Below are 20945 nucleotides of genomic sequence, written 5' to 3'. Positions count from 1 at the left end.
TGTTTTGTTTATCAAATGCCCTCTAAAACTGCTAATTATGAAATATTTAATTGTCGGACTTGGAAATATCGGGCCGGAATATGCCATGACCCGCCACAATGCGGGTTTCAGGGTGGCCGATGCGCTTGCAGAGAGCGGCGGGGCCACATTTTCGACCGAACGTTACGGCGATATTGCCCGGATGAGGGTCAAGAATGCCCAGTTGGTCATTCTGAAGCCTTCGACCTATATGAATCTTTCGGGTAATGCCGTGCGCTACTGGAAGGAGAAAGAGGGGGTGGACAACAGTCAGATTCTCGTGATTGTCGACGACTGCGCCCTTCCCTTCGGAGCCATCCGCATCAAACCCCGTGGAAGCGATGCCGGACATAACGGACTTAAGAACATTGCCCAAATGCTCGGTACGCAGGACTATCCCCGCCTGAAATTTGGAATCGGAAATGATTTTCCGCGCGGCACGCAGATTGACTATGTACTCGGTCGTTTCACGGATGATGAGGAAAAGGCGATGGGTGCGCGCATAGAGCTTGCGGTTGATGCCGTGAAGACTTTCTGCCTTGCCGGAATTCAGACGGCAATGAACATGTATAACAATAAATAAGTTGCATCCATGAATGAGGTAAGAATCGACAAATGGCTTTGGGCGATGCGTGTGTTCAAGACGCGCACCGTTGCTACCGAGGCGTGCAAGAAAGGTCGCGTCTATGTCGGTAATGCCATTGCAAAGCCTTCGAGGACCATCAAGGTCGGAGATGTGGTCAATGTGCGCAAGCCGCCGGTGACTTATTCTTTTCGTGTGCTTGCGCTTGCGCAGAACCGTCTCGGTGCAAAGCTCGTCCCCGAATACATGGAGAATATCACTCCAAAGAGTGAGCTTGATTTGCTTGAGGTCGTCAAAATCTCCGGATTCATTGACCGTCGCAAAGGTCTTGGCCGTCCGACTAAGCGTGAAGGCCGTGAGCTCGCCCAGTTTACCGAGTCGATGTCCGACGGATGGGATTTTGATTTCCTTGACGATATGGACGAGGATGAGGAGTAGTAGTCTGCGTGAAGCTTTCTCACAGGCTCCGGAATATATGAAAATTACAAAATCGGGATTCCTTGTCGTCGAGGAATCCCGATTTTTATCAAGAGAGGGAAAATGAGCTATTCAATTCGGACTTTATCGGGTTTCCGTGGTTATACAAGGTTTCCGGATGTCCGTAGGATTTTTAATTTCGGAATGCAGGCTACCCGGCCTTAGGGATGGCTGGGGGTTGCGGGAACTGACCAATCGGCCACAAAATCAGTGTTCGGAGTGGTGACTACGCTCTTTTTGATGGTTTTGACGATGGTTCCTACCACGTTGCCAAAAAAGTCGTCGTGTACTGTGTTAAATTTGTCTTTCATTTCCATTGTGTTTAGGGTTGTGTTTACGTTAGATGCAATAAATCTTCAATAGAATAACGGTAATACGGGGAAAAGGTTCAGTCAATATGCGCTAAATTTATGCAAAAATTGCAAAAAAAATAGCGGCATCGGATTGGATAGGCTGAAATGATAGGGCTTTTCAGTCGAAAAATAAAAATTCTGTAGAGTCGGTGGGAGTGACAGTCTGAGGGGTGAGGCATCTTGCCTATGGTAATGTCGGTACTATGCAGATGCTTGGAGGAGTGTCACAGGTCGATTGTGAAACGGTCGGTGGAAAGATAAGCCGGGAAGCGTTCACGTCCTTCTTTCAGATTCTGTAGGTCAAGGAGCGCGTAAATGTGTCCGTTGCGCCGTGTCTCCTTGATGTCGTCGCCAAGATTGTCGAAGATGACTGACATCCCGGTGGTGTAGTCTCCGAATTTATCCGAGCCGGTGCGGTTGCATCCGACGGTGTAAATCTGGTTCTCGACGGCTCTTGCGCTCAGGAGAAGTTTGAATTGTTTTACGCGGGCGACCGGCCAATTGGAGGGAACGATGAGCAGGTCATAAAGGTTTTCAGGTTGGTTGCGTGTCCACACCGGGAAGCGCAGGTCGTAGCATACGACGAGCTTGATATTCCATCCACGGTAGCGGATTGTCGGGGGCAGTGCATTGCCGGGCGTGTAGGTCCGGCTCTCTGACGAGATGGGGAAGAGATGGCGCTTGTCGGTGAATGTGACATCGCCCATTGGTTCGACGAAAAATGCCCGGTTGTAATATTTGCCATTGTCGCCTTTTGCAAGAAAACTTCCTGCTATTGCGAAGCCGAAATACTGTGCCCATCGTTTCAACGTGTCCACGGTATGGCCGTCGTTGGTTTCCGCAACTTCGGCGATTGTTTTCGCGTCAGGAACGAATGATGTGGTGAACAGTTCGGGCAGAACGACAATGTCGGTGTCGGGTTCGACCTGATTGAGCTGATGGGCAGCGGAAATCAGATTGTTTTCCACATCGGCATACGCAATGTCAAACGGTATGGCACAAATTTTCATTCCTTGATTCATTGATGGTGACAGGGATTCAGGGGCCTTACGGCTCACAGAACGGGATTTTTCAGATAGTGAAGTTTTCGGGCTTGATGCCGTCGAAAACGCTGTAGTATTTCTTTATTGCAGCCATATCGGCTTCGATGTTTCCGGTCGGATGATAGGTGCGTTCGAGATGCACGGTTTTGTTAGCTGCATCTATCGCACCGAGGACTATCGGGACACCGGCGCCGTAGGCAATGCGCAGGAAGCCTGTTCGCCACTCGCTCACCCTTGCGCGTGTCCCCTCAGGGGTGATTGCGAGCGACATTTTGGTCGATGCATTGAACTTGGCAATCAACACATCGGTCAGGGAAGAGCCACGTCGGCGGGGGACAGGGATTCCTCCGAAAGCTTTGAAGAGCAGGTTCATCGGAAAGAAGAACCATGTTTCCTTGATGAGAAATCCGGCTTGGCGGCCGAGCGACCAATAGGCAAGTTTTCCGAGTACAAAGTCCCAGTTGGATGTGTGGGGTGCCACGCAGATTATACATTTCGGATAATCGGGTACGGTGCAGCATACTTTCCAGCCGAAAAGCTTCAATAATGATTTGCAAATGGACATAATCACTCGGAATTACGGAATTGTTCTTGTTGGCGGTGGGAATCTTACGCTTTGAGGGCGGCGATGTTTGCGTCCTTCTGTTCTTGAGGCAGAGTTGCATTCATCTTCTTGACGATTGCCTCGATGTGGGCATTGAATTCAGCTTTCAGTTTGCCGAAGGCTGCTGCGAAATAGGCACGGCGTGCCTTGCGGTATTCGCCTTCGTTGGCAAATGCCTTGGGCGACTGGGGGAAGGTGATGCTGATGCGGCGGAGCGCGTTTTCCTGAAGGTCGGCGAGCTCGTAGATAATGGCGTTGAGCTGCTCGCGGTCAATACCGGGAACGGTGATTTTGGCCACTACGCATTCGCCTGCGAGTGCGCCGCATATCATGCGGATTTCTTTTTTAAGGAGTCGTTTGTTGGAAGCCATTGCTTTTCTTGGGTTAAGGGTTAGTAGTAGGGTTGCCAAATCGGTCTGTGAAGGACTGTTTTGGCAAGTCATATTGCAAATTTAACAAAAAAGTATTGATTTACGTTGCAGAAAGCAGAAATTTTTTCAGAGCGGGGAGCGAGGGGGTGATGCGGGGAGTCGGGTGATGCTCGCTGACATCCTCCGTCGGAGCCGACATTGGAGTGGTGAATTTCACGCCTGTTATGCTTTCGACAGTCTTTGAAAATTTCGAAGGATGGGCCGTGGCGAGGAATATGCCTTTCTCTCCCGACGAGAGATTGCGACGCAAGGCGCGGTAGGCTGTTGCTCCGTGCGGATCCATTACGTAGCCGTTGCGGTCATACACTTCCTTCATGCTCTCAGCGATTTCCGCGTCAGAGAAGGAGTAGCCGGTCATGTCGCGGTGGATGCGCTCATAATCGCCGTCATAGATGTCAAGGATGCGTGAGAAGTTCGAAGGATTGCCTACGTCCATTGCACAGGCGATTGTGCGCACCGGGGTCTGCGGTGTGAATTTGCCGTTGGAGAGATAGCGGGCAAATGGATCGTTTACGTTGTTGGCTACCACAAAACGGCTGACCGGAAGACCCATTCTCATTGCCAATAGTCCCGCCGTCAGATTCCCGAGATTGCCGCAGGGTACGGAAATGACCACTTTGTCCGTGCATGGACGGTCGACCGATTCGTTGCGCAGTAACTGACTGTAGCCGTAGAAGTAGTAGAACATCTGCGGAAGCAGACGGCAGACATTGATGGAATTTGCGGAGGTGATGTGCATCTCTTCCCTCAGATGTGGATCCACAAAGGCCTCTTTCACCACTCTCTGGCAGTCATCAAAGGTGCCCATGACCTCAATGGGATAGACATTGTCGCCGAGCGATGTGAACTGGTGGCGTTGCATTGCCGTCAGTCCGCGCTCCGGATAGAGGACGAAAACCTTCACGCCCGGGACCTTGTGGAAACCTGCTGCAACCGCTCCTCCGGAGTCTCCGGAAGTTGCGACGAGGACGTTGACCTCCTTGTCGGCAGGATTGGAAAAATGACTGATGATGCGGGCGAGGAAGCGCGCGCCGACATCCTTGAATGCAAGCGTGGGACCGTGGAAAAGTTCGAGGGCATAGATGTCGCTGTCGATTTTCCTTAACGGAATTTCGAAAGAGAAGGTGTCGAATACGATTTGCTTGAGCTCTGCTGCATCAATGATTTCGCCGAGTACGGATGTCGCGACGATGTAGGCGATTTCGCAGACCGACATCTCACCTATATTATTAAAGAATGCACGGGGGATGACCGGAATGCGTTCGGGCATGTAAAGTCCGCCGTCGGGTGCAAGTCCGGTCATGACAGCTTCTTCGAGCGAAGCAGGAGGGCATTGTCCGTTTGTGCTGTAGAACTGCATGAGTTATTGTAGAAATAGGTCAAGCAAATTTATGAAATTCCAAACGAAGCCCCAAAGACGGATTGTTAATTTAACAGAAAAAGCTAAAAAATTATCTGTGCGAGCGAATCGCAGTTTTCCTTGATGTAGTCAGTGAAACCGCGCTCGTAGTCCACCGAGGACTGACGGCCGAATTTCGACTCGATGTTGCTCATCCGTGCGCGTACTTCGAGCAGCCCGTCCTGCACTCGGTCCTCGCTGCCGACATTTTCAAGAAGGAGACGCGCATGTTCCGCGCCAAGCCCGTAGGCATTCTGATCGACGACTCTCGACGAGACCTTCCGGCTATTTTTAGGGGAAGAGTTATCGCCGCCACACGATGTCATTACTGTCATTCCACCTGAGAGCAGGATGGTGGTCAGGATGATTGCCTTTAAAGATTTTATCATAGGATTGCCATTGCGATTTTCGCACACCCTTCGGCATCGGCGAGGGCGTTGTGGTGGTTATAGAACGGAATGCCGAGAAATTCGCAGACGTAGGGGAGGGAGTAGGATGAGAGCAGGGTGCGGGGGAATTTCCGGCGGGCGGTCTGGAAGGTGCAGAAGAATGGATAGTCGGGGTAGTCCATGCTGTAGGCGCGGTGGGCGGCGCGGATGCAGCGTTCGTCGAACGCCTTGTTGTGGGCTACGAGCGGCAACTTGCCTATCATCTTGTCGATGTCGCTCCAGACTTCGCTGAACACGCGGGCATTTTCCGTGTCCTTGCGTCCGATTCCGTGAATGTTGAGGGTGAAATGACGGAAGTAGTATTCCGGTTCGGGTTTGACAAGTTCATAGAAACGGTCGACGATGCAACCGTCGACAACCTTGACGGCAGCAATGGCGCAGATTGAGGTTGGTTCTGCGTTGGCGGTCTCGACGTCGATGGCAACGAAATTATCCATGCTTACTATATATAAATAGGTGTGGGATTCCCTTTATCTTTTCTCAACGGCTGTCGCAACCGTGTCGCGGACATCCTCCATGAGCCAGCGGGGGGTGGATGTGGCACCGCAGATGCCGATGCTTTCGGCGCCTTCGAGCCATTCGCTGCGGAAGTCGGTGGGATTGGAGACGAGGTGGGAGCGCTCGTTGACGCTTCGGCATTCGTTGTAGAGCACCTTGCCGTTGCTGCTCTTGGCTCCTGCGACGAAGAGGATGACGTCGTGGCGGCGGGCGAAATCCCGGAGATGGTCCACGCGGTTGGCCACCTGACGGCAGATGGTGTCGAAGTATTCGAATTTCACTCCTGCGTCAAGGCGACGGGTGATTTCATCGACCATCTCCGCGAAGCCCTGAAGGGGCATGGTGGTCTGGGAGTAGAAGGCGATGTCACGTGAGAAGTCTATTTTGGAGAGCTGGTCGAGGTTCTCGACGACTATGGCTTCGCCGTTGGTCTGACCGACGAGGCCGTTGACTTCCGCGTGGCCTGCCTTTCCGTAGATGACAATCTGCGGGCGGGGTGAGGAGTTGTCGTAGGTGTCCTTGATGCGTTGCTGGAGGCGCAGGACCACGGGGCAGGTCGCGTCGATGATTTCGATGCCCTTTTCCTTGGCCAGTGCGTAGGTGGAGGGGGGCTCGCCGTGGGCGCGGAGCAGGACTCTCGATGAGGAGAGTTTGCGGAGGTCGTCGTGGGTGATGGTGGAGAGGCCTTTGCGTTCGAGGCGTTCGACTTCGTCGCTGTTGTGGACGATGTCGCCGAGGCAGTAGAGGGGCTGTTCGCTGCGTTCGAGTTCCTCTTCGGCCTTTCTGATGGCTGTCACGACTCCGTGGCAGAAGCCGGAGCGGGCGTCGATTTCTATGATGGGTGTCTTGTTCTCCAAGATTGTCGTGTGGGGGTGATGGTTGTGGGATGGGGTTGGGCTATGGACGGGTTGCCGTGGGTCAGTCCTTTTTGCCGGTGATTGACCGGTAGAGGTTGAGGAGCCAGTCGTTCTGCTCGTCGATGGTCATTGCGGAGTTGTCGAGCATGACGGCGTCGTCGGCGCAGCGGAGTGGGCTTTCCTCGCGTGTCATGTCGATGTGGTCACGTTGCATGACGTTGGCGAGGACCTCTTCGTAGGTGACTGTGGCGCCTTTTTCGGTGAGTTCCTTGAAGCGGCGTTCGGCGCGGCGTTCGGGGGTGGCGTTGCAGAAGACTTTCATTTCGGCGTGGGGGAAGACTACGGTGCCAATGTCGCGGCCGTCCATGACGATGCCTTTGGTTTCGCCCATTGCGCGCTGCATCTTGACGAGGGCGTGGCGCACGGCGGGGATTGCGGCTACGGGTGAGACGTGGTTGGAGACTTCGAGGGTGCGGATTTCGTTCTCGACAATTTCTCCGTTGAGGAGGGTCTGCTGGCCGTCGCCGTCGACCTTGAAGTCGATGCTGATGTCGGGGAGGGCTGTTTCGAGGCGGGGGGCGTCGACTGTGCCGTCGGGGTTGATGAGGTTGTGGCGCATTGCGTAGAGGGTGACTGCGCGGTACATTGCTCCGGAGTCGATGTAGCGGTAGCCTATTGTCTTTGCGAGGCGGCGTGCCATCGTGCTTTTGCCTGATGAGGAGTAGCCGTCGATGGCTATGATTATTTTATCAGAACTCATATAGCTTGGTTGATAGGTTGAGCATTATTGTTGTGGCTCCGTTGTGGGGCTGGGAGAGTGCGATGCCTACGGCAAAGTTGCGCACGTTGATGCCGGCGCAGGCTGAGAAGCCGGAGAGGAAGCTGCGTTTGTAGGTCGACATGTCGGTGCGGGTCTTGTAGTTGTAGCCGATGCCGACGTGGAATTTCTCGCTTGGGACGAAGTCTGCGGCGAAGATGAGGTGGCGCAGGAGGTTGGAGCCGAATTTGTCTTTGATTTGGGGGGAGGAGCTTTCGGTGCCGTCGCCGTTGTCGTAGAAGGGGAGGTGCCAACGGGTGAGGTTCCATGCGGTGACGGACCATGTGACGGGGAGGGAGCCGAATGATTTGGAGATGCCGAGGCGGATGTCGACGGGGAGGCGGTCGTAGCTTTCGTTGAAGCGTTTGATTTGGCCTCCGAGGTTGGCGACGACGGCTGAGAAGGAGAGGTTTGTTTCGGGGTCGTAGTAGTTGACGCCGAGGTCGGTGGCGAGGGCCATGGCGGTGTAGGAGTCGTAGGAGGAGTGGATGAATTTGAGGGTTGCGCCTCCGCGCCAGCGGTCGGTGATGTCGTGGGCGTATGTGCCGCTGAAGACGATGTCCTTGGGGGAGAAGTCGCCTGTGAGGGTGCCGTTGACGTCGGCTCCTTTGATGGTGCCGTAGCCGAAGTATTGGACTGCGGCTGCCCATGCTCCGTGCTCGCCGGCGCTTTTGCCGAATTTGACTCCTGCGAAGTTGCTTTCGCCGATGTAGCGCATGTAGTTGACGCCGAGCTGCATTTCGATTTCGGGCCCGAGGAGTCCGGGGTTTTGGTCGATGCTGTTGATGTCGTCCTCGATGGCTGTGATGTTGATTCCTCCGAGGCCGTAGGTGAGGGTGGAGGAGGGGAGGTTGAGGAAGCTGTAGGCGGGTGAGGTGTCCTGTGCGTGGATATGGAGGGCTGCTCCTGCGGTTGCGGTGAGCAGGAGGAGGCGGAGTGCGCTGTGTCGGAGGGGTGATGTTGGCATGGCGGTTGTTACTTCTTATATTTAACGGATGGGCTTGGCTATTATTATAAATTAAGGTGAGTTTTGGGCTGCGGGGGTGGGCGGGTGTAATTGTCAAGAAAGCTAAAACTATTGTAATCAATCACAAAATAGTTGCGTGGGCGCTTCCCATCCATTAATTTTGTTTCGCCACATTATCTTATCCTTATGCTTAAAGATTTACACAGATTCATTCTCCTCCCTCTCATTGCGGTGGCGGTGCCTTCGGCCGGGGCGCAGCCTCCCCGGCATATCGACAAGGTGTCGGATGCTCCTAAGGTTCAGGTCTCGATTGAGGTCTATGAGTATGAGAGTGTGGATGTCCATCCGAGTTTTCCGGGTGGCGATACGGCTATGCTCCGTTTCATCAATGGTGAGCGCAAGTATCCTCGGAAGGCTTACCGTGAGGGGATTGAGGGGCGTGTCCTTTGCAGTTTTGTCGTGAACGAGGATGGGTCGATTTCCCATATCTCTGTCCTGAAGGGGGTGGAGGAGTCGCTGAACCGTGAGGCTGTGAGGGTGATTTCCCGTATGCCTGCGTGGGATGCGGGGTTGATTGACGACAGTCCGGTTCCGGTCTATTGCATAGTGCCTATCGCTTTCCGCAGGTAGTTGCTGCGGGGGCTGCCGGCGGCTGATTGGGCCGGGGTGGTGGAAGGCGCACCGTGGCGCGTATGGTCCGATGGGATTGGTTTTCTCATCAGGCATACGCGCCACGGTGCGTCTTTTTGGGGTGATGTGTGTGGGGGGGCTTTGTTATTCGGGTTTGAGGACTACGCCGGTGCCTTTGAGGCCGTTGATGCCGATGGCGAGGGGTGTTGGGAAGTTGACGATGCGGATGTAGTCGCTTTCGTAGACGGCGGGCTGGGCGTTGAGGTAGTCGACGTCGTAGAGGGCTGTGACGGGGTCTCCTTCCCTGCGTTTTGCGTTGGTGTCGATTGTGAAGTAGGCGACTCCGAATGAGGTGAGGTTCTGGAAGAAGTGTGTGCCCTGGCTTGGTTCGATGCGGTAGTTGGGGAGTGATGATTCGACGATGAGGCGTGCGGCTGAGATTGCGGGCCATTTGACGGGGATTCCGAGTGCGGTGTCGGATGAGCCCCATCGGCCGGGTCCGATGAGGATGTAGCGCTCTTCCCGGTCGAGGAATCCGCGGTTGATTTTCTCGATTTCGCGTGCGATGAGGGAGTTGTTGGACGATGAGAATTTCTCCGGACGCACATATACCACGGTGCTTACTCCTTCGATGTTTCCGTGGCCGAGGGCTGTGGCTGATTTGAGGAGGAGTCGGTCGTCGGGGGTGTTCATGAGGGCTTCGTCGACGGTTTCCTTGCGGTCGACGATGGGGCGTATCTGGAGCCAGTAGAGGCGTCCTTTGTGTTTTTCGCCGGGGCCTATCATTTTGGGGTCGGGGCCTATCATTCCTGCGAATTCGATTTCGACGGGGCGCTGCATGGCTTCCTGTCCGGTCGTGAGCATGAGGTCGACGGCTTCGGCGAGGGGGTAGGCTTTGTGTTTGAGGATGTTGTTGAAGGTGACGACGCGGCGTCCTTCGCCTGAGTCGTTGTCGCGGATGACGTTGTCGCGGAAGTCGTAGGTGGAGACCATGTATTTCAGCGCGCCTTTCTCGGCCATGTCCTGGACGCGGAGTTTGGCGACGTTGTAGCCGTCGTCGACTTTGAGGTGGTCCATGGGGTCGTCGGAGCCGGGCTGTCCGGCGGTGGCTGCGGCGTCCATTTTGAGGGCATACATGCGGGTCTGTGTGTCGCGCAGGGCGAGGGTGAGCTCGGAGGTCTGGAGGACGTTTTCGGGGTGGCGTGGGGAGAATCGCAGGGCGAGGCCTCCGTCGACGATGTATTTTCCGAGTCCGACGGCCACTTCGGCGACTCCGTCCTCGGGTCGTTCGTCGCCGAGGGGGTAGTAGTTGAGTGAGCGGCCGACTCCGGAGAATGATGGGAAGTAGTGGCCGTCGACTTCGCGGCCGACGACTTCCTGGAGGATGACGGCCATTTTTTCCTGGTCGATGACGTTGGAGGTGGCTGTCATGTAGGCTTTTGAGTCGGCGTAGAAGACTGATGCGTAGACTCCTTTGATGGCGTTTGTGACCATTTTGAGCATTTCCTCCGGGTCGGTGACCTTGGGGACCATGTAGGTGGAGTAGATTCCGGCGAACGGCTGGTAGTGGGAGTCTTCGAGGAGGCTTGAGCTGCGGACGGCTATGGGGGTGTCGACGACTTCGAAGAGTGCGAGGAGGTCGTCCTTGATGCGGCGGGGGAGTTTTCCGCGGAGGAAGTGGCGGAGGATTTCTTCGTCGGGGGCGTCGCTGAGGGCGATGGGGTAGAGGCGGTTGGTCTCCATGAATTCGTCGAAGATGTCGGTGCAGAGGACGACGGTTCGGGGGATGGTGATGGAGATTCCGTCGAGGTTGTCGCAGACGGGGTTTTTCTTGATGATTGAGTCGATGAATGCGAGGCCGCGGCCTTTGCCTCCGAGTGAGCCTTGTCCGATGCGGGCGAAGTTTGAGTAGTGGTCGAAGCGTTCTTTCTGGAAGATGGCGACGACGCCGCGGTTTTTCATCCTGCGGTATTTGACGATGAGGTCGAAGAAGAGCTGGCGGACCTGGGGTGCGTCCTTCAGGTCGCGGAAGCGGTGGTGTTTGATGACCTCGGCGATGGGGAACATTGCGCGGGAGTAGAGCCAGCGTGAGATGTCGTTGAAGGATGCGTGCCAGTAGAGGGCTTCGGCGGGGATGTTGAAGATGTTTTTCTGCAGGTCCTTGAGGGATTTGATGCGGAAGATTTCTTCGCCGCTTTCGGGGTTGCGGATGACGAAGTCGCCGAATCCGAAGTTGTTGATGATGGCTTTTCCGAGGTCGACGGGGAATTTCTTGGAGTTCTTGTCAATGAAGGTGCCTCCGAGCTCGCGGACGTCGTGGGCGTTTTCGGCCTCGGAGCTTTCGATGATGAGGGGGAGGTAGGGGTCGCGTTCGCGCAGTTCGCGGGCGAGGCGGATGCCTGCCTTGGGATCCTTGCGGCCTTCGCGCATGAAGGAGACGTCGCTGATGACTCCGAGGATGTGGTCGCTGTAGCGGTCATAGAGGGCGAGGGCTTCCTCGTAGTCGCGGGCGAGCATGACTTTGGGGCGGCCTCTCATGCGGAGCATCTGTTCGTGTTCGTTGAGGGCTTCGGTGGAGAATTCGCGCGATTGTTTGAGGATGAATTTGTAGACGATGGGGAGCACCGAGGAGTAGAATCTGACGGAGTCCTCGACGAGGAGGATCATCTGGACCCCGACGCCGTTGATGTCGTTGTCGGCGTTCATCTTGTCCTCGAGGAGCTTGATGACGGCCAGGAGGAGGTCGACGTTGCCCAGCCAGGAGAAGACGTAGTCTATCCCGGTGAAGTCCTCGTTGGAGAGCCTGCGGGACACTTCCTTGGAGAAGGGGGTCAGGACGATGATGGGCATTCCGGGGTGGAGGTCGCGGATGCGGCGGGCGCCTGCGAAGGTCTCGCTGACGTCGTTGCCGGGCATCATGATGACGAGGTCGAAGCTCTTGGCCTTGAGGATGTCGAGGGCTTCGGCGGTGTTGAGGGCGCGGGTGACGCGCGGGGGCGAGGAGAGGTTGAGGGAGGTGTATTCGAAGTAGAGCTGTTCTTCGACGCGGCCGTCCTCCTCCATCATGAAGGCGTCGTAGGCCGAGGCGATGAGAAGCACGTTGAATATGCGTTTCTGCATCAGCGACTGGAAGGAGGTGTCCTTGAAGTAGAGCTGGCTGAGGGCTTCGTCGTCGGTCATGGTCGGGGTACTGGGTTAAGTGTGTGGTGATTGGTGTTTACGCCCGCAAATTTACGCATTTTTCCCCGATTCTGCCCCTTCTTCCGGGGGATAAATTTTTTGATACGGAAGCACACAAAGGGGCATAAGCGACAGAAGGTATATGCTTTCCTGCAGGATTGGGAGCCGTCTGCAGTCCCTTTGATTGTCATATCTTCTGTCTCTTATGCCCTTTTGTGCTTTTGTATCCTATCAGTGTCTGAGTGGGGCGTTATACTGTCAGTTGTCCGTATTGTGTGCCGTTTGCCGGGCTCAGATGCGGAGCTTCATGACCTTGCGGCCTTGACGGACGATATAGATACCGGGAGCGAGGTTTCGGAGAGAAGCCTGTGAGCCACCCGAAATCAGCCGCTGTCCCGCGAGGTTGTAGACATCAATTGCAGCCTCGCTTTCTGCCGTGATTTCATCGATGGCAGATGTAGAGGCAGTGCGCACGGCGCGGACAGTGTAGCCGTTGCCGCCGGCATATTCCGGGAATGTCGTTTCACCCTTGTCAACACGGAAGGCGTAGAAGTCGGTTTGGCGGTTGACTGTGCTTTTTGCTTCCGAAGTCATGTAGACGGGGATGTCCGAGTCGTTGGTGTAGGAGTAGGTGATGTAACCGGTCGCGGGGAGGAAAATGGAGTTTCCGTTTATTTTGGATGTGAACAGTGCTCCGGTGACTCCCTCGAGGGTGTAGGGGCTTTCAATGGTGGAATTGTTCACGAGTTCTTCCCATTCCTGACGGGTCGGTGTGCGCCATTCTTTTCCCCAGATTGCTGTTGCGGCATCGTATTCAGTCCCTGAAATGTTGGTTGTCGGTAGGTTGGTGAAGTAAGGATAGCCGGGGAATACGGTTTTTGATTCAATCTGTCCCCAAGAGAAGTATTCTCCAAGTTCGGTGTTGGCTGTCGCTCCCACATTGTATGCACCCCATTCGACTGAAAGGCCCATGTCGACATCCTTTTTGGGAAGTCCGGTGACGTTGACTGTCACAGTCTGCTCGATGTTTGATCCATCAGTTGTGACTGCACGCACGACGGTTGTGCCTTCTGATATGGCCATGATGCGTCCTACCTTATCGACAGTCGCTATCTCGCTGTTGTCGGAAGTCCAATCGAGCCAGCGGTTTGAGGCTGTTTCCGGAAGAGTGGTTGACCAGACGATAGTGTTCTTGCCTTCCATGAGTGTTACTTCTGAATCTGACAATGTCACGGTCTCGACCTTTATATCACCGATTTGCTTGACTTTAACAGGTCTTACGGCATTTCCTTTGGATGAAGATCTTCCCTCTCGGACGACAGATGAACCGCTTGTCGTGATTTTCAGCACGTCTGCACCAAGTCTGGGATAGGACATGGTGCTGTTATTGGCATTTCCCGTCCATGCGGAACAGTTGAAACCGCTGTATGCTTTGAAGAATAGCTCATTGCCGTTTTCTGCTGTCACCAATTGGCCGTTGGCAGGGGTAGTGACAAGTTTTACAGGCAGTTCCGCGAGTTCACGACATTCTTCTGCAGTCGGGAGCCTCCATCCGATTCCGAGCCTTGCGGTCGCGGGGTCATAATTGGTTCCGCAGATGTTGGAGCCCATGTCACGGTTTTCGGCGATGTCGATGTTTGCTATGGGTGAGCCCCAGAAAAAGGTTGACCAGTCAAGGGCGTTGCTCAGATCGCTTGTCAGATAACGGTCAGCCCAGTCGACGCTCAGTCCCATGTCGATGGCTTTGACGTGAGATGTGTCCTCTTGCGCATAGCTACTTGCTGCTGCGAGTCCGCACAGGAATACTGTGCTTAAAATCATACGTTTCATGATGTAAAATTAAATGTTTAGGTTAAATATGGTTATGAAAAACTATGTATATCAAAAGTCAAAATATATATCACCGGCTCATTCTTCAATGATATTGGTAAATTCGCCCCAGACGGGTGCGGTCTGATAGGCTTCCTTGCATCCCTTGGGGACATAGAGTGGAGTTTTTCTCGACAATGCGGAAGAGAAGATGCTCGCGTCCACGTCCGGGGGCGTTGTCATTCGGCAGTGTATTTCTTTCAATGAATAGTAACTGGAGGAGAAGGCTTGCCGTCCGATGTTAACAAGTGTTGACGGAAGGTCAAGACTGCGCAGCCACGGCATCTGCGACATTCCTCCGGCTCCGATCGTATGGAGTCCTTCGGGGAGTTTGACGGTGCGGCAACCGGCTTGGTTCAGCGCATAGTCCTCGATTTCCTTTAAGGTCGAGGGGAATACGAGGTCAGGCACAGCGATATAGGCAAGCGAAGCGCGCCCAATGGTAGTGACACCTTCGGGAAGTGACAATTCTGTCAGACGGGTGTCGTTGTAGAACATGTCCGGGGCTATACGTCCGTCAGCGGGTGGGCATTTCATCACCACTTTGCGGAGATTAAAACAGCGTTCGAAGGCGCTCGCGCCTATATCCGAAAGATTTTCGGGTAACTCGATTTCTTCAATGCTGCTTCCGAAGAATGCGGAGTTGGCCAAGCGTTTCATCGACTTCGGAAGAGTGAGTGTGGAGAGCGCTCCGGATGGACTGTTGTAGCCGGTATTCATATAGCCGAATGCCATCACGCCGATGGACTGGGGTCCTTCACCGATTCTGACATCCGAAAGAGCCAGACAGCTCTGGAAGGTGTTTGCCGGAATGGAATCGAGGGTCGAAGGGAGAATGACAGAAGTCAGATTTCCGTTGCTTTGGAAAATGCTCGGTCCAAGTTCGCGGACACCTTCCGGAATCTCAATTTCTCTCAAACGGCAGTTTAAAAACGCTTCGCGTCCGATTTTCCGGAGATTCTTGGGCAACTTGATATGTTCGAGCTTTATGTCCTTGAACATATATTCACCTATCATATTGTCTTCATTCAGCGAGAACTTCAATCCGGCTGCGCTGTAGGTATATGTGCCGAATCCGGCCCGTAGGGTAACATCAGAGAGGTCGATGGTGCGGAGTTGACCGTTGATTACGAGATTTTTGAGTGACTCTATGTCGGATGCCCCGATTTCACCTTCGACACGGATTGAGGATATGGTCAAGGCGTTGGGTCCTATCTCATCAAAGAGTTTTCCCGGGGTTGCGTTGACGCTCATGTCCGGTTCGGGAATTGTTCCTGCCTGAATAAGACTGAATGCGGCATTGAAAAATGCTCCAGCCTTCACCACGATCGCCGCACTCCGTGATGTCGGGGAGGGATTTGGCGACACGGCGAGTTTCGGCACGAGTTCACCTTCGCTACGCTCGACCACGCTTATCCAGCTCTTTGCATTGTCGGGTATCACGACTGTTATGTCGGTGTTGGTCTCCACCGGGAGGGAAATTGAACCTCCTTCCATTGGAAAATGCAATTCATCCTGTTTGAGAACGGCGCTTGGCTGCGTTTGTGTGATGTGGATGGATCCCAGCAACACATCTCCGTTCACAAAGCGGATTTCGCTCATCTTGGTATAGGAATCGACATTGTAGTTCGGTTCGATGTGGAAGGTGTATTCACCCTCAGGTGCTGATTTGGGAGTGATGTCCGTGATATTCCCGGGGAGGGTGACACTGTAGGCAACAGTGCTTTTTACCGAGGCATGGAATGTGTGGGAGTAAGCATCCCTGAAACGGTTGTCCTCGACGTCGGTGGTGACTTTGAATTCGCCTCCTTTTTGTGAGATTGTCAGATTTGCGCTGAAGAATGAACCGGCACTGACACTTACGGATGCAGTTCGTCCGTAGGTCGATGAATTCGGCTCGATTTTCAGCGTCGGCAATGCACTGTTATCAGCTGCATCAATGATTGAAAGCCAACTTTCTGCGCCCTTTGGCACTGTCAGCTCTATGTCAGTGTTTGTCTCAACCGGAATTTCAAAATTTCCGCCGAATGCATCGACATTCAGCTCCGTTGCAGTCAGTCTGACTGACGGTTTCGCCTGTGTAAATTCAAGGCTGCCGAGAATGGCATCCCCTGATATGAATCTGATTTCACTCTTTCTGATTTCGGTTGAAGTATCGTGGTTTGGGGCGAGAAGGAAGGTGTAATCGCCCTTTGATGCTCCTGCCGGTGTAATGTCTGTGATGTTTGCGGGTAATTCGACATTGTAGCCTATATTGCTTTCCACCTTAACATTTATGGTATGTGAACGGGCGTCCTTGAATCCGCCTTCCGGCATGTCGGAGGTAACGCTGAATTCGCGTTTACCCTGATGGAACGTGACGGTCTTTTCCACAGTCGGATCTTCTGCCAGATAAAATCTGACGTTAGCCGAACGTGGTTGCATGGCGGTGTTGGGAGCAATCTCAAACCATTGTTCTCCTGTCGTCATTGCGCGTGAAGTTTTTTGGTCGAATGCTTTTATCCATCCTGCTCCCGATGTGGGAATCTCGCAGATGACCTCCCTGTTGGTTGAGTATTCCACTCTTACGCTTCCGCCTGCCGCCGGAACTTCGAGCTCGTTTTCTGCAAGTACTAATGCGCTTTTCTCGTATTGCGTCACTGTGACAGTCTCCGAGTCACTACCGTCGGCCGACACAAATTTCACCTCGCCTTTGCGTGGCGCTTCGGTCGATTCGTATGGGTCGACGATGAAATGAAGCGTATGGCTGGACAATGCCCTTGACATGTCCTGACGTATCCAGTCTACCGCAGGAGTCTGGACGTTGAATTCGCAGTTGCTCGTCAGTTCGACTGTGAATGTGCCGCCTGCAGCCGGCATGTTCTTGGCTTTTTCTGATATTATGAGCACTGATCCGCCTGTCTGATACACATTAACCTTCTCTTCAAGTCCTCCTCCTGAGAAAATGATGTAGCCTTCGCGTGATGAACTGTCATCGTTAGGGGCGGCTTTGAATGTAATCTCTTTTGTTGTCAGCCCGCGGCTTCCGCTTGCGGTTGAGATCCATGACTTGAACTGTTCGGGGATGGTATAGGAGTAGGTGATATTTGCACTGACCTCAATTGTGAATTCACCGCCATTCGTCGGGATTTCAACTTTCGATGATGAGACGAGTAAGGCATCGCGTTGTTTTTGAGTCACCACGACCGTTCGGCGGAGAGAGCCGGAGCTGATTGTGACAGTTGAATTTCGTTCGTCGTAAGTCTCGTTTGCGCTTATGGTTACGGGGATGCGTATTGAACCGGCCTGCCCGGAGGTCGAACCGAGCTTGCACCATGAAGCTGTATTGGACGAAATCGAGGCCGTCCATGAGTGTGTTGATGTGAAAGTGATTTCTTGCTCTCCACCTTCCGACGTATAAGTCAGACCGCGGGTGCAGTCGCCGGTCAGAGTCAGCTCCTGCTTCTCGGACGGGGTAGGAGGGGTGGGAGGTGTCGGCTCGTCATTTCCTCCTCCGCCTTTCGAACAAGATAAAATGATTAATGATGCTACCACAAGCGCAAAGACTGCGCAGTGAGCCTTGCTAAAGTAACGCATAAAATAATGATTGGCGATTAAAAAGTTAGATATGGTGGCAAATTTAGGTTAAAATATTGTAAAAAGCAAATCGAAATAACCATGAGTTTTTAATTTGTAGCAAATATACTACGTTAGACGGCAATGTGGGTGGGGGAATCGTTACATATTTGGTCGGGCGTTTGACAGTAAAAAATAGTTTGTAAATAATTGACTCTAAATTTGTGGAGCCGGTTATTTACAAACTATTTTTTTCCCTTCAAACTGTCAAGTGCTTGGGGTAGGCTGACTACTTGCCTGAACGATTTGGAATCAAACTCAGGAGCCACAGAAACAGACATGCGCCAATAATGGATGTAATGAGGCTTCCAATGATGCTTGACGTGTGGAAGCCGAGCAAACCAAATACCCAACCACCGAGCACGCCACCGAGAATACCGACAATCAGGTTGACGATCCATCCGAAGCCTGCGCCGCGCATTAGTTTACCGGCAATAAAACCGGCTAAAATGCCGATAACTATATACAATATGAATGCCATAACGGAAAAATGTTTAATATTAATATCTCTTCAACATCCGAATATTACTGATTGTTTGCCGTCTCTTGAAAATAGGAATTGTCGGTGGCTGTTTTCTGTTTATGCGGAATCAAGGGGTGTGTACATATAAGAAAAAAGTACCGTCACTGTTTGACCGACAGACAGATAGGTCCAACAGCCTCGTCCTTTTTATCCTACCGGTGTGAGAATCTGAGAATTTTTCGCTACTTTTGCAGCGGAAAACCGCGATGGCCGGAATCAGCTCCGCCATTGCGCGTGCTTCACCGAGCGAATATCACATATTTTTAGGGGTGTCCGCGCGCGTGTGTGACCGACGGCCAGTGGGGCTGCCGGACCGCGCGCAGGTCTGAGATCATACCCTCCGAACCTGATCCGGGTAATACCGGCGTAGAGAAAAAAAATTTATGAACAGAACCATTCTTCCGGCCCTCCTGCTGCTGGCGGCGGGGGCCGTCAACCTGCCGGCGGTGGCCGGCAGTCCCGTCAGTGACGGCAGTGACTCCCTGAACCTCGTGCTGGACCAGGTGGAGATCGTGGCCAACCGCGCGACGGCCCGCACCCCGGTGGCCTTCACCAATGTCGGGAAGCGCGAGCTCCTGAGAAACAACGACGGGCGCGACATGACCTACCTCCTGCAGATGACCCCCTCGGTCACCACGACATCCGACGCCGGCGCGGCCGTGGGCTACACCTCGATGCGCATACGCGGCACCGACGGCTCGCGCATCAACGTCAGCGCCAACGGAGTCCCCATCAACAATCCCGAGAGCCACAACGTCTACTGGGTCAACATGCCCGACCTCGCATCGTCGGTCGGCGACGTGCAGATACAGCGCGGGGCGGGGACCTCGGCCAACGGCGCCGGAGCCTTCGGCGCGAGCGTCAATATGGTGACCGACGCCCCCTCGGAGGACCCCTACGCCGAACTCTCGGGGGCCTACGGAGCCTACGCCACCAACCGGCAGACACTGCGCGTCGGGTCGGGGCTCCTCGGGGAGCGCTGGAGCTTCGACGCGCGTCTGAGCCATGTGGGGTCCGCCGGCTACATCGAGCGCGCCTCCTCCGAGCTGTGGAGCTACTTCGGGCAGGCCGCCTATTCGTCATACGACACCAATCTCCGCCTCCTCGCCTTCGGGGGGAAGGAGAGGACCTACATGGCGTGGGACTACGCATCGAAGGAGCAGATGGAGGAGTTCGGGCGCCGCTACAACCCCTGCGGCGAGTACACGGCCGACGACGGCGAGCGAGCGTACTATCCCGACCAGTATGACAACTACATCCAGCACCACCTCCAGTTGCTGCTCAACCGGCGTCTGGGCGACTCGTTCCGCCTCAACGCCACCCTCCACCTCACTTGCGACGACGGCTACTATGACCAGTACAAGACCCGCCGCACCCTCGAGGAGTATGGCCTCAGCCCCTACACCGGTGCTGACGGAGAGACGGTCACCAAGTCGGACCTCATCCGTCTCAAAAACAACGAGAACCTCTTCGGGGGAGGGCAGGTGACCCTCAACTATCTCCACGGGCGGTGGAACGCCGTCGGCGGTGCGGCCTTCACAGCTTTCAGGGGACATCACTTCGGACAGGTCAAGTGGGTGAGGAACTACGTCGGGCCCATCGACCCCCTGCAGCGCTACTATGACAACTATGGCCGCAAGCAGGATGCCAACTTCTATGTCCGCGCCAACTATCAGATAGACCGCTCCCTCTCGGCCTACGCCGACCTGCAGTACCGCCACATCCACTACACCATCCGCGGTGCATCGGACAACTGGGACTGGAACACCGGGGCGCCTGCCGCGCTCGACGTGGACCGCCGGTGGAATTTCTTCAACCCGAAACTCGGATTGAACTACACCCGGGGCTCCCACCGCGCGTTTGCATCATGGGCCGTCGCGCAGAAGGAACCGACACGCGACAACTTCACCGACGGCGACCCCGCCCACCGTCCCGAATCGGAGCGCCTCAACGACTTCGAGGCAGGCTACACGTTCAACCACAGGGTCTTCACCCTCGGCGTCAACCTATACTACATGCTCTACCGCGACCAGCTCGTGGCCACCGGAGAACTCTCCGACACCGGCAACCCCATCAGCGTCAATGTCCCCGACTCATACCGCGCGGGCATCGAGCTGCAGGCCGCCTTGCGCCCCTGCCGGTGGTTTGACTGGGCCTTCAACATGACCCTCTCGCGTAACCGCATCAAGGACTTTACGGAATACATCTATGAGGACGAGTGGACCAACCCCATCACCATCGACCGCGGCGACACCCCCATAGCCTTCTCCCCCGACCTCATCTTCAGCAACTCCTTCAACTTCAGCTTCCTCGGAGCCGACGCCTCGCTCCAGAGCCGCTACGTCGGGGAGCAGTACATGAACAACGCCCGCAGCGAGGAAGCCCGTCTCGACTCCTACTTCGTCACCGACCTGCATCTTGGCTACACCTTCCGCCACCTCCACGGCATCAGGGAACTGCGCATCGGCCTCTCGGTCTACAATCTTTTCAACGAAAAATACTTCAGCAACGGATATGCAGGCGCAGGCTACAGCGTCGTGGACGGCGAGAAAGTCATCTACCGCTACGCCGGATATGCCGCCCAGGCACCCACCCACGTCATGGCCACCGCAACGCTGCGATTCTGACCCCC

General features: G+C 54.5%; 18 protein-coding genes and 1 riboswitch. Of the genes, 4 read left to right on the top strand and 14 right to left on the bottom strand.

The annotated features are described in order from the left end of the window. Positions 1-37 precede the first annotated feature (37 nt). Entirely contained in the window at positions 38-601 is a 564-nt protein-coding gene (pth, locus tag QZ310_RS07345; protein ID WP_297071859.1) for an aminoacyl-tRNA hydrolase, read from the top strand. A 9-nt stretch (positions 602-610) separates the two neighbouring features. Further along, a complete protein-coding gene (locus QZ310_RS07340) occupies positions 611-1039 on the top strand; it encodes an RNA-binding S4 domain-containing protein (protein ID WP_297071858.1) in 429 nt (142 codons plus the stop codon). 200 nt (positions 1040-1239) lie between these two features. Here the strand turns inward: QZ310_RS07340 and QZ310_RS07335 are convergent, their stop codons facing one another. From QZ310_RS07335 to porQ, 10 genes are all read right to left on the bottom strand, one after another. After that, entirely contained in the window at positions 1240-1389 is a 150-nt protein-coding gene (locus tag QZ310_RS07335) for a hypothetical protein (protein ID WP_297071857.1), read from the bottom strand. A 266-nt stretch (positions 1390-1655) separates the two neighbouring features. After that, entirely contained in the window at positions 1656-2453 is a 798-nt protein-coding gene (locus QZ310_RS07330) for a nitrilase-related carbon-nitrogen hydrolase (protein WP_297071856.1), read from the bottom strand. A gap of 49 nt (positions 2454-2502) precedes the next feature. Next, on the bottom strand, positions 2503-3039 hold the full coding sequence (locus tag QZ310_RS07325) for a 1-acyl-sn-glycerol-3-phosphate acyltransferase (RefSeq protein ID WP_297071855.1): 537 nt from the start codon (positions 3037-3039) through the stop codon (positions 2503-2505). Positions 3040-3083: 44 nt separating this feature from the next. Continuing rightward, the gene (locus QZ310_RS07320; protein ID WP_297071854.1) at positions 3084-3449 is read right to left on the bottom strand and encodes a hypothetical protein; all 366 of its coding nucleotides are present in this window, start codon (positions 3447-3449) and stop codon (positions 3084-3086) included. Between the two features lie 100 nt (positions 3450-3549). Continuing rightward, complete coding sequence (gene thrC, locus QZ310_RS07315) at positions 3550-4869, bottom strand: threonine synthase (protein ID WP_297071853.1); 1320 nt, start codon at positions 4867-4869, stop codon at positions 3550-3552. 83 nt (positions 4870-4952) lie between these two features. Beyond that, positions 4953-5297: a hypothetical protein gene (locus QZ310_RS07310; RefSeq protein ID WP_297071852.1), complete on the bottom strand. Its 345-nt coding sequence runs from the start codon at positions 5295-5297 to the stop codon at positions 4953-4955. Next, the gene (locus tag QZ310_RS07305) at positions 5294-5794 is read right to left on the bottom strand and encodes a 3'-5' exonuclease (RefSeq protein ID WP_297071851.1); all 501 of its coding nucleotides are present in this window, start codon (positions 5792-5794) and stop codon (positions 5294-5296) included. The genes QZ310_RS07310 and QZ310_RS07305 overlap by 4 nt, the downstream gene beginning before the upstream one ends. A 33-nt stretch (positions 5795-5827) precedes the next feature. Then, positions 5828-6712 (bottom strand): 4-hydroxy-3-methylbut-2-enyl diphosphate reductase, encoded by an 885-nt coding sequence (locus QZ310_RS07300; protein WP_297071850.1) that lies wholly within the window; start codon positions 6710-6712, stop codon positions 5828-5830. 61 nt (positions 6713-6773) lie between these two features. Beyond that, the gene (cmk, locus tag QZ310_RS07295) at positions 6774-7472 is read right to left on the bottom strand and encodes a (d)CMP kinase (protein WP_297071849.1); all 699 of its coding nucleotides are present in this window, start codon (positions 7470-7472) and stop codon (positions 6774-6776) included. Then, a complete protein-coding gene (gene porQ / locus QZ310_RS07290; RefSeq protein WP_297071848.1) occupies positions 7462-8496 on the bottom strand; it encodes a type IX secretion system protein PorQ in 1035 nt (344 codons plus the stop codon). The genes cmk and porQ overlap by 11 nt, the downstream gene beginning before the upstream one ends. 186 nt (positions 8497-8682) lie before the next feature. Between porQ and QZ310_RS07285 the strand changes: the two genes are divergently transcribed. After that, entirely contained in the window at positions 8683-9126 is a 444-nt protein-coding gene (locus tag QZ310_RS07285; RefSeq protein WP_297071847.1) for an energy transducer TonB, read from the top strand. A 144-nt stretch (positions 9127-9270) separates the two neighbouring features. Here the strand turns inward: QZ310_RS07285 and QZ310_RS07280 are convergent, their stop codons facing one another. The 4 genes from QZ310_RS07280 to QZ310_RS07265 all read right to left on the bottom strand — a co-directional run bounded on the left by QZ310_RS07280 (position 9271) and on the right by QZ310_RS07265 (position 18271). Further along, on the bottom strand, positions 9271-12306 hold the full coding sequence (locus tag QZ310_RS07280; protein ID WP_297071846.1) for a PEP/pyruvate-binding domain-containing protein: 3036 nt from the start codon (positions 12304-12306) through the stop codon (positions 9271-9273). Positions 12307-12597: 291 nt separating this feature from the next. Further along, positions 12598-14136, bottom strand: a complete 1539-nt coding sequence (locus tag QZ310_RS07275) for an Ig-like domain-containing protein (protein WP_297071845.1) — start codon at positions 14134-14136, stop codon at positions 12598-12600. Between the two features lie 78 nt (positions 14137-14214). Beyond that, a complete protein-coding gene (locus QZ310_RS07270; RefSeq protein ID WP_297071844.1) occupies positions 14215-17751 on the bottom strand; it encodes a leucine-rich repeat protein in 3537 nt (1178 codons plus the stop codon). A gap of 268 nt (positions 17752-18019) precedes the next feature. After that, positions 18020-18271, bottom strand: a complete 252-nt coding sequence (locus QZ310_RS07265) for a GlsB/YeaQ/YmgE family stress response membrane protein (protein WP_297071843.1) — start codon at positions 18269-18271, stop codon at positions 18020-18022. 297 nt (positions 18272-18568) lie between these two features. Further along, positions 18569-18703: riboswitch (TPP riboswitch) on the top strand. On the opposite strand from QZ310_RS07265, the gene QZ310_RS07260 reads away from it, so the two are divergent. Continuing rightward, positions 18697-20940, top strand: a complete 2244-nt coding sequence (locus tag QZ310_RS07260) for a TonB-dependent receptor plug domain-containing protein (protein ID WP_297071842.1) — start codon at positions 18697-18699, stop codon at positions 20938-20940. Its footprint overlaps the riboswitch before it by 7 nt. The last annotated feature ends 5 nt before the right edge of the window (positions 20941-20945 follow it).

Origin of the sequence: uncultured Duncaniella sp., from assembly GCF_910577345.1 — a bacterium.
Classification (GTDB): domain Bacteria; phylum Bacteroidota; class Bacteroidia; order Bacteroidales; family Muribaculaceae; genus Duncaniella.
Note: the sequence above shows the minus strand (reverse complement) of the source record. Positions and strands in the feature narration are given on the sequence as shown.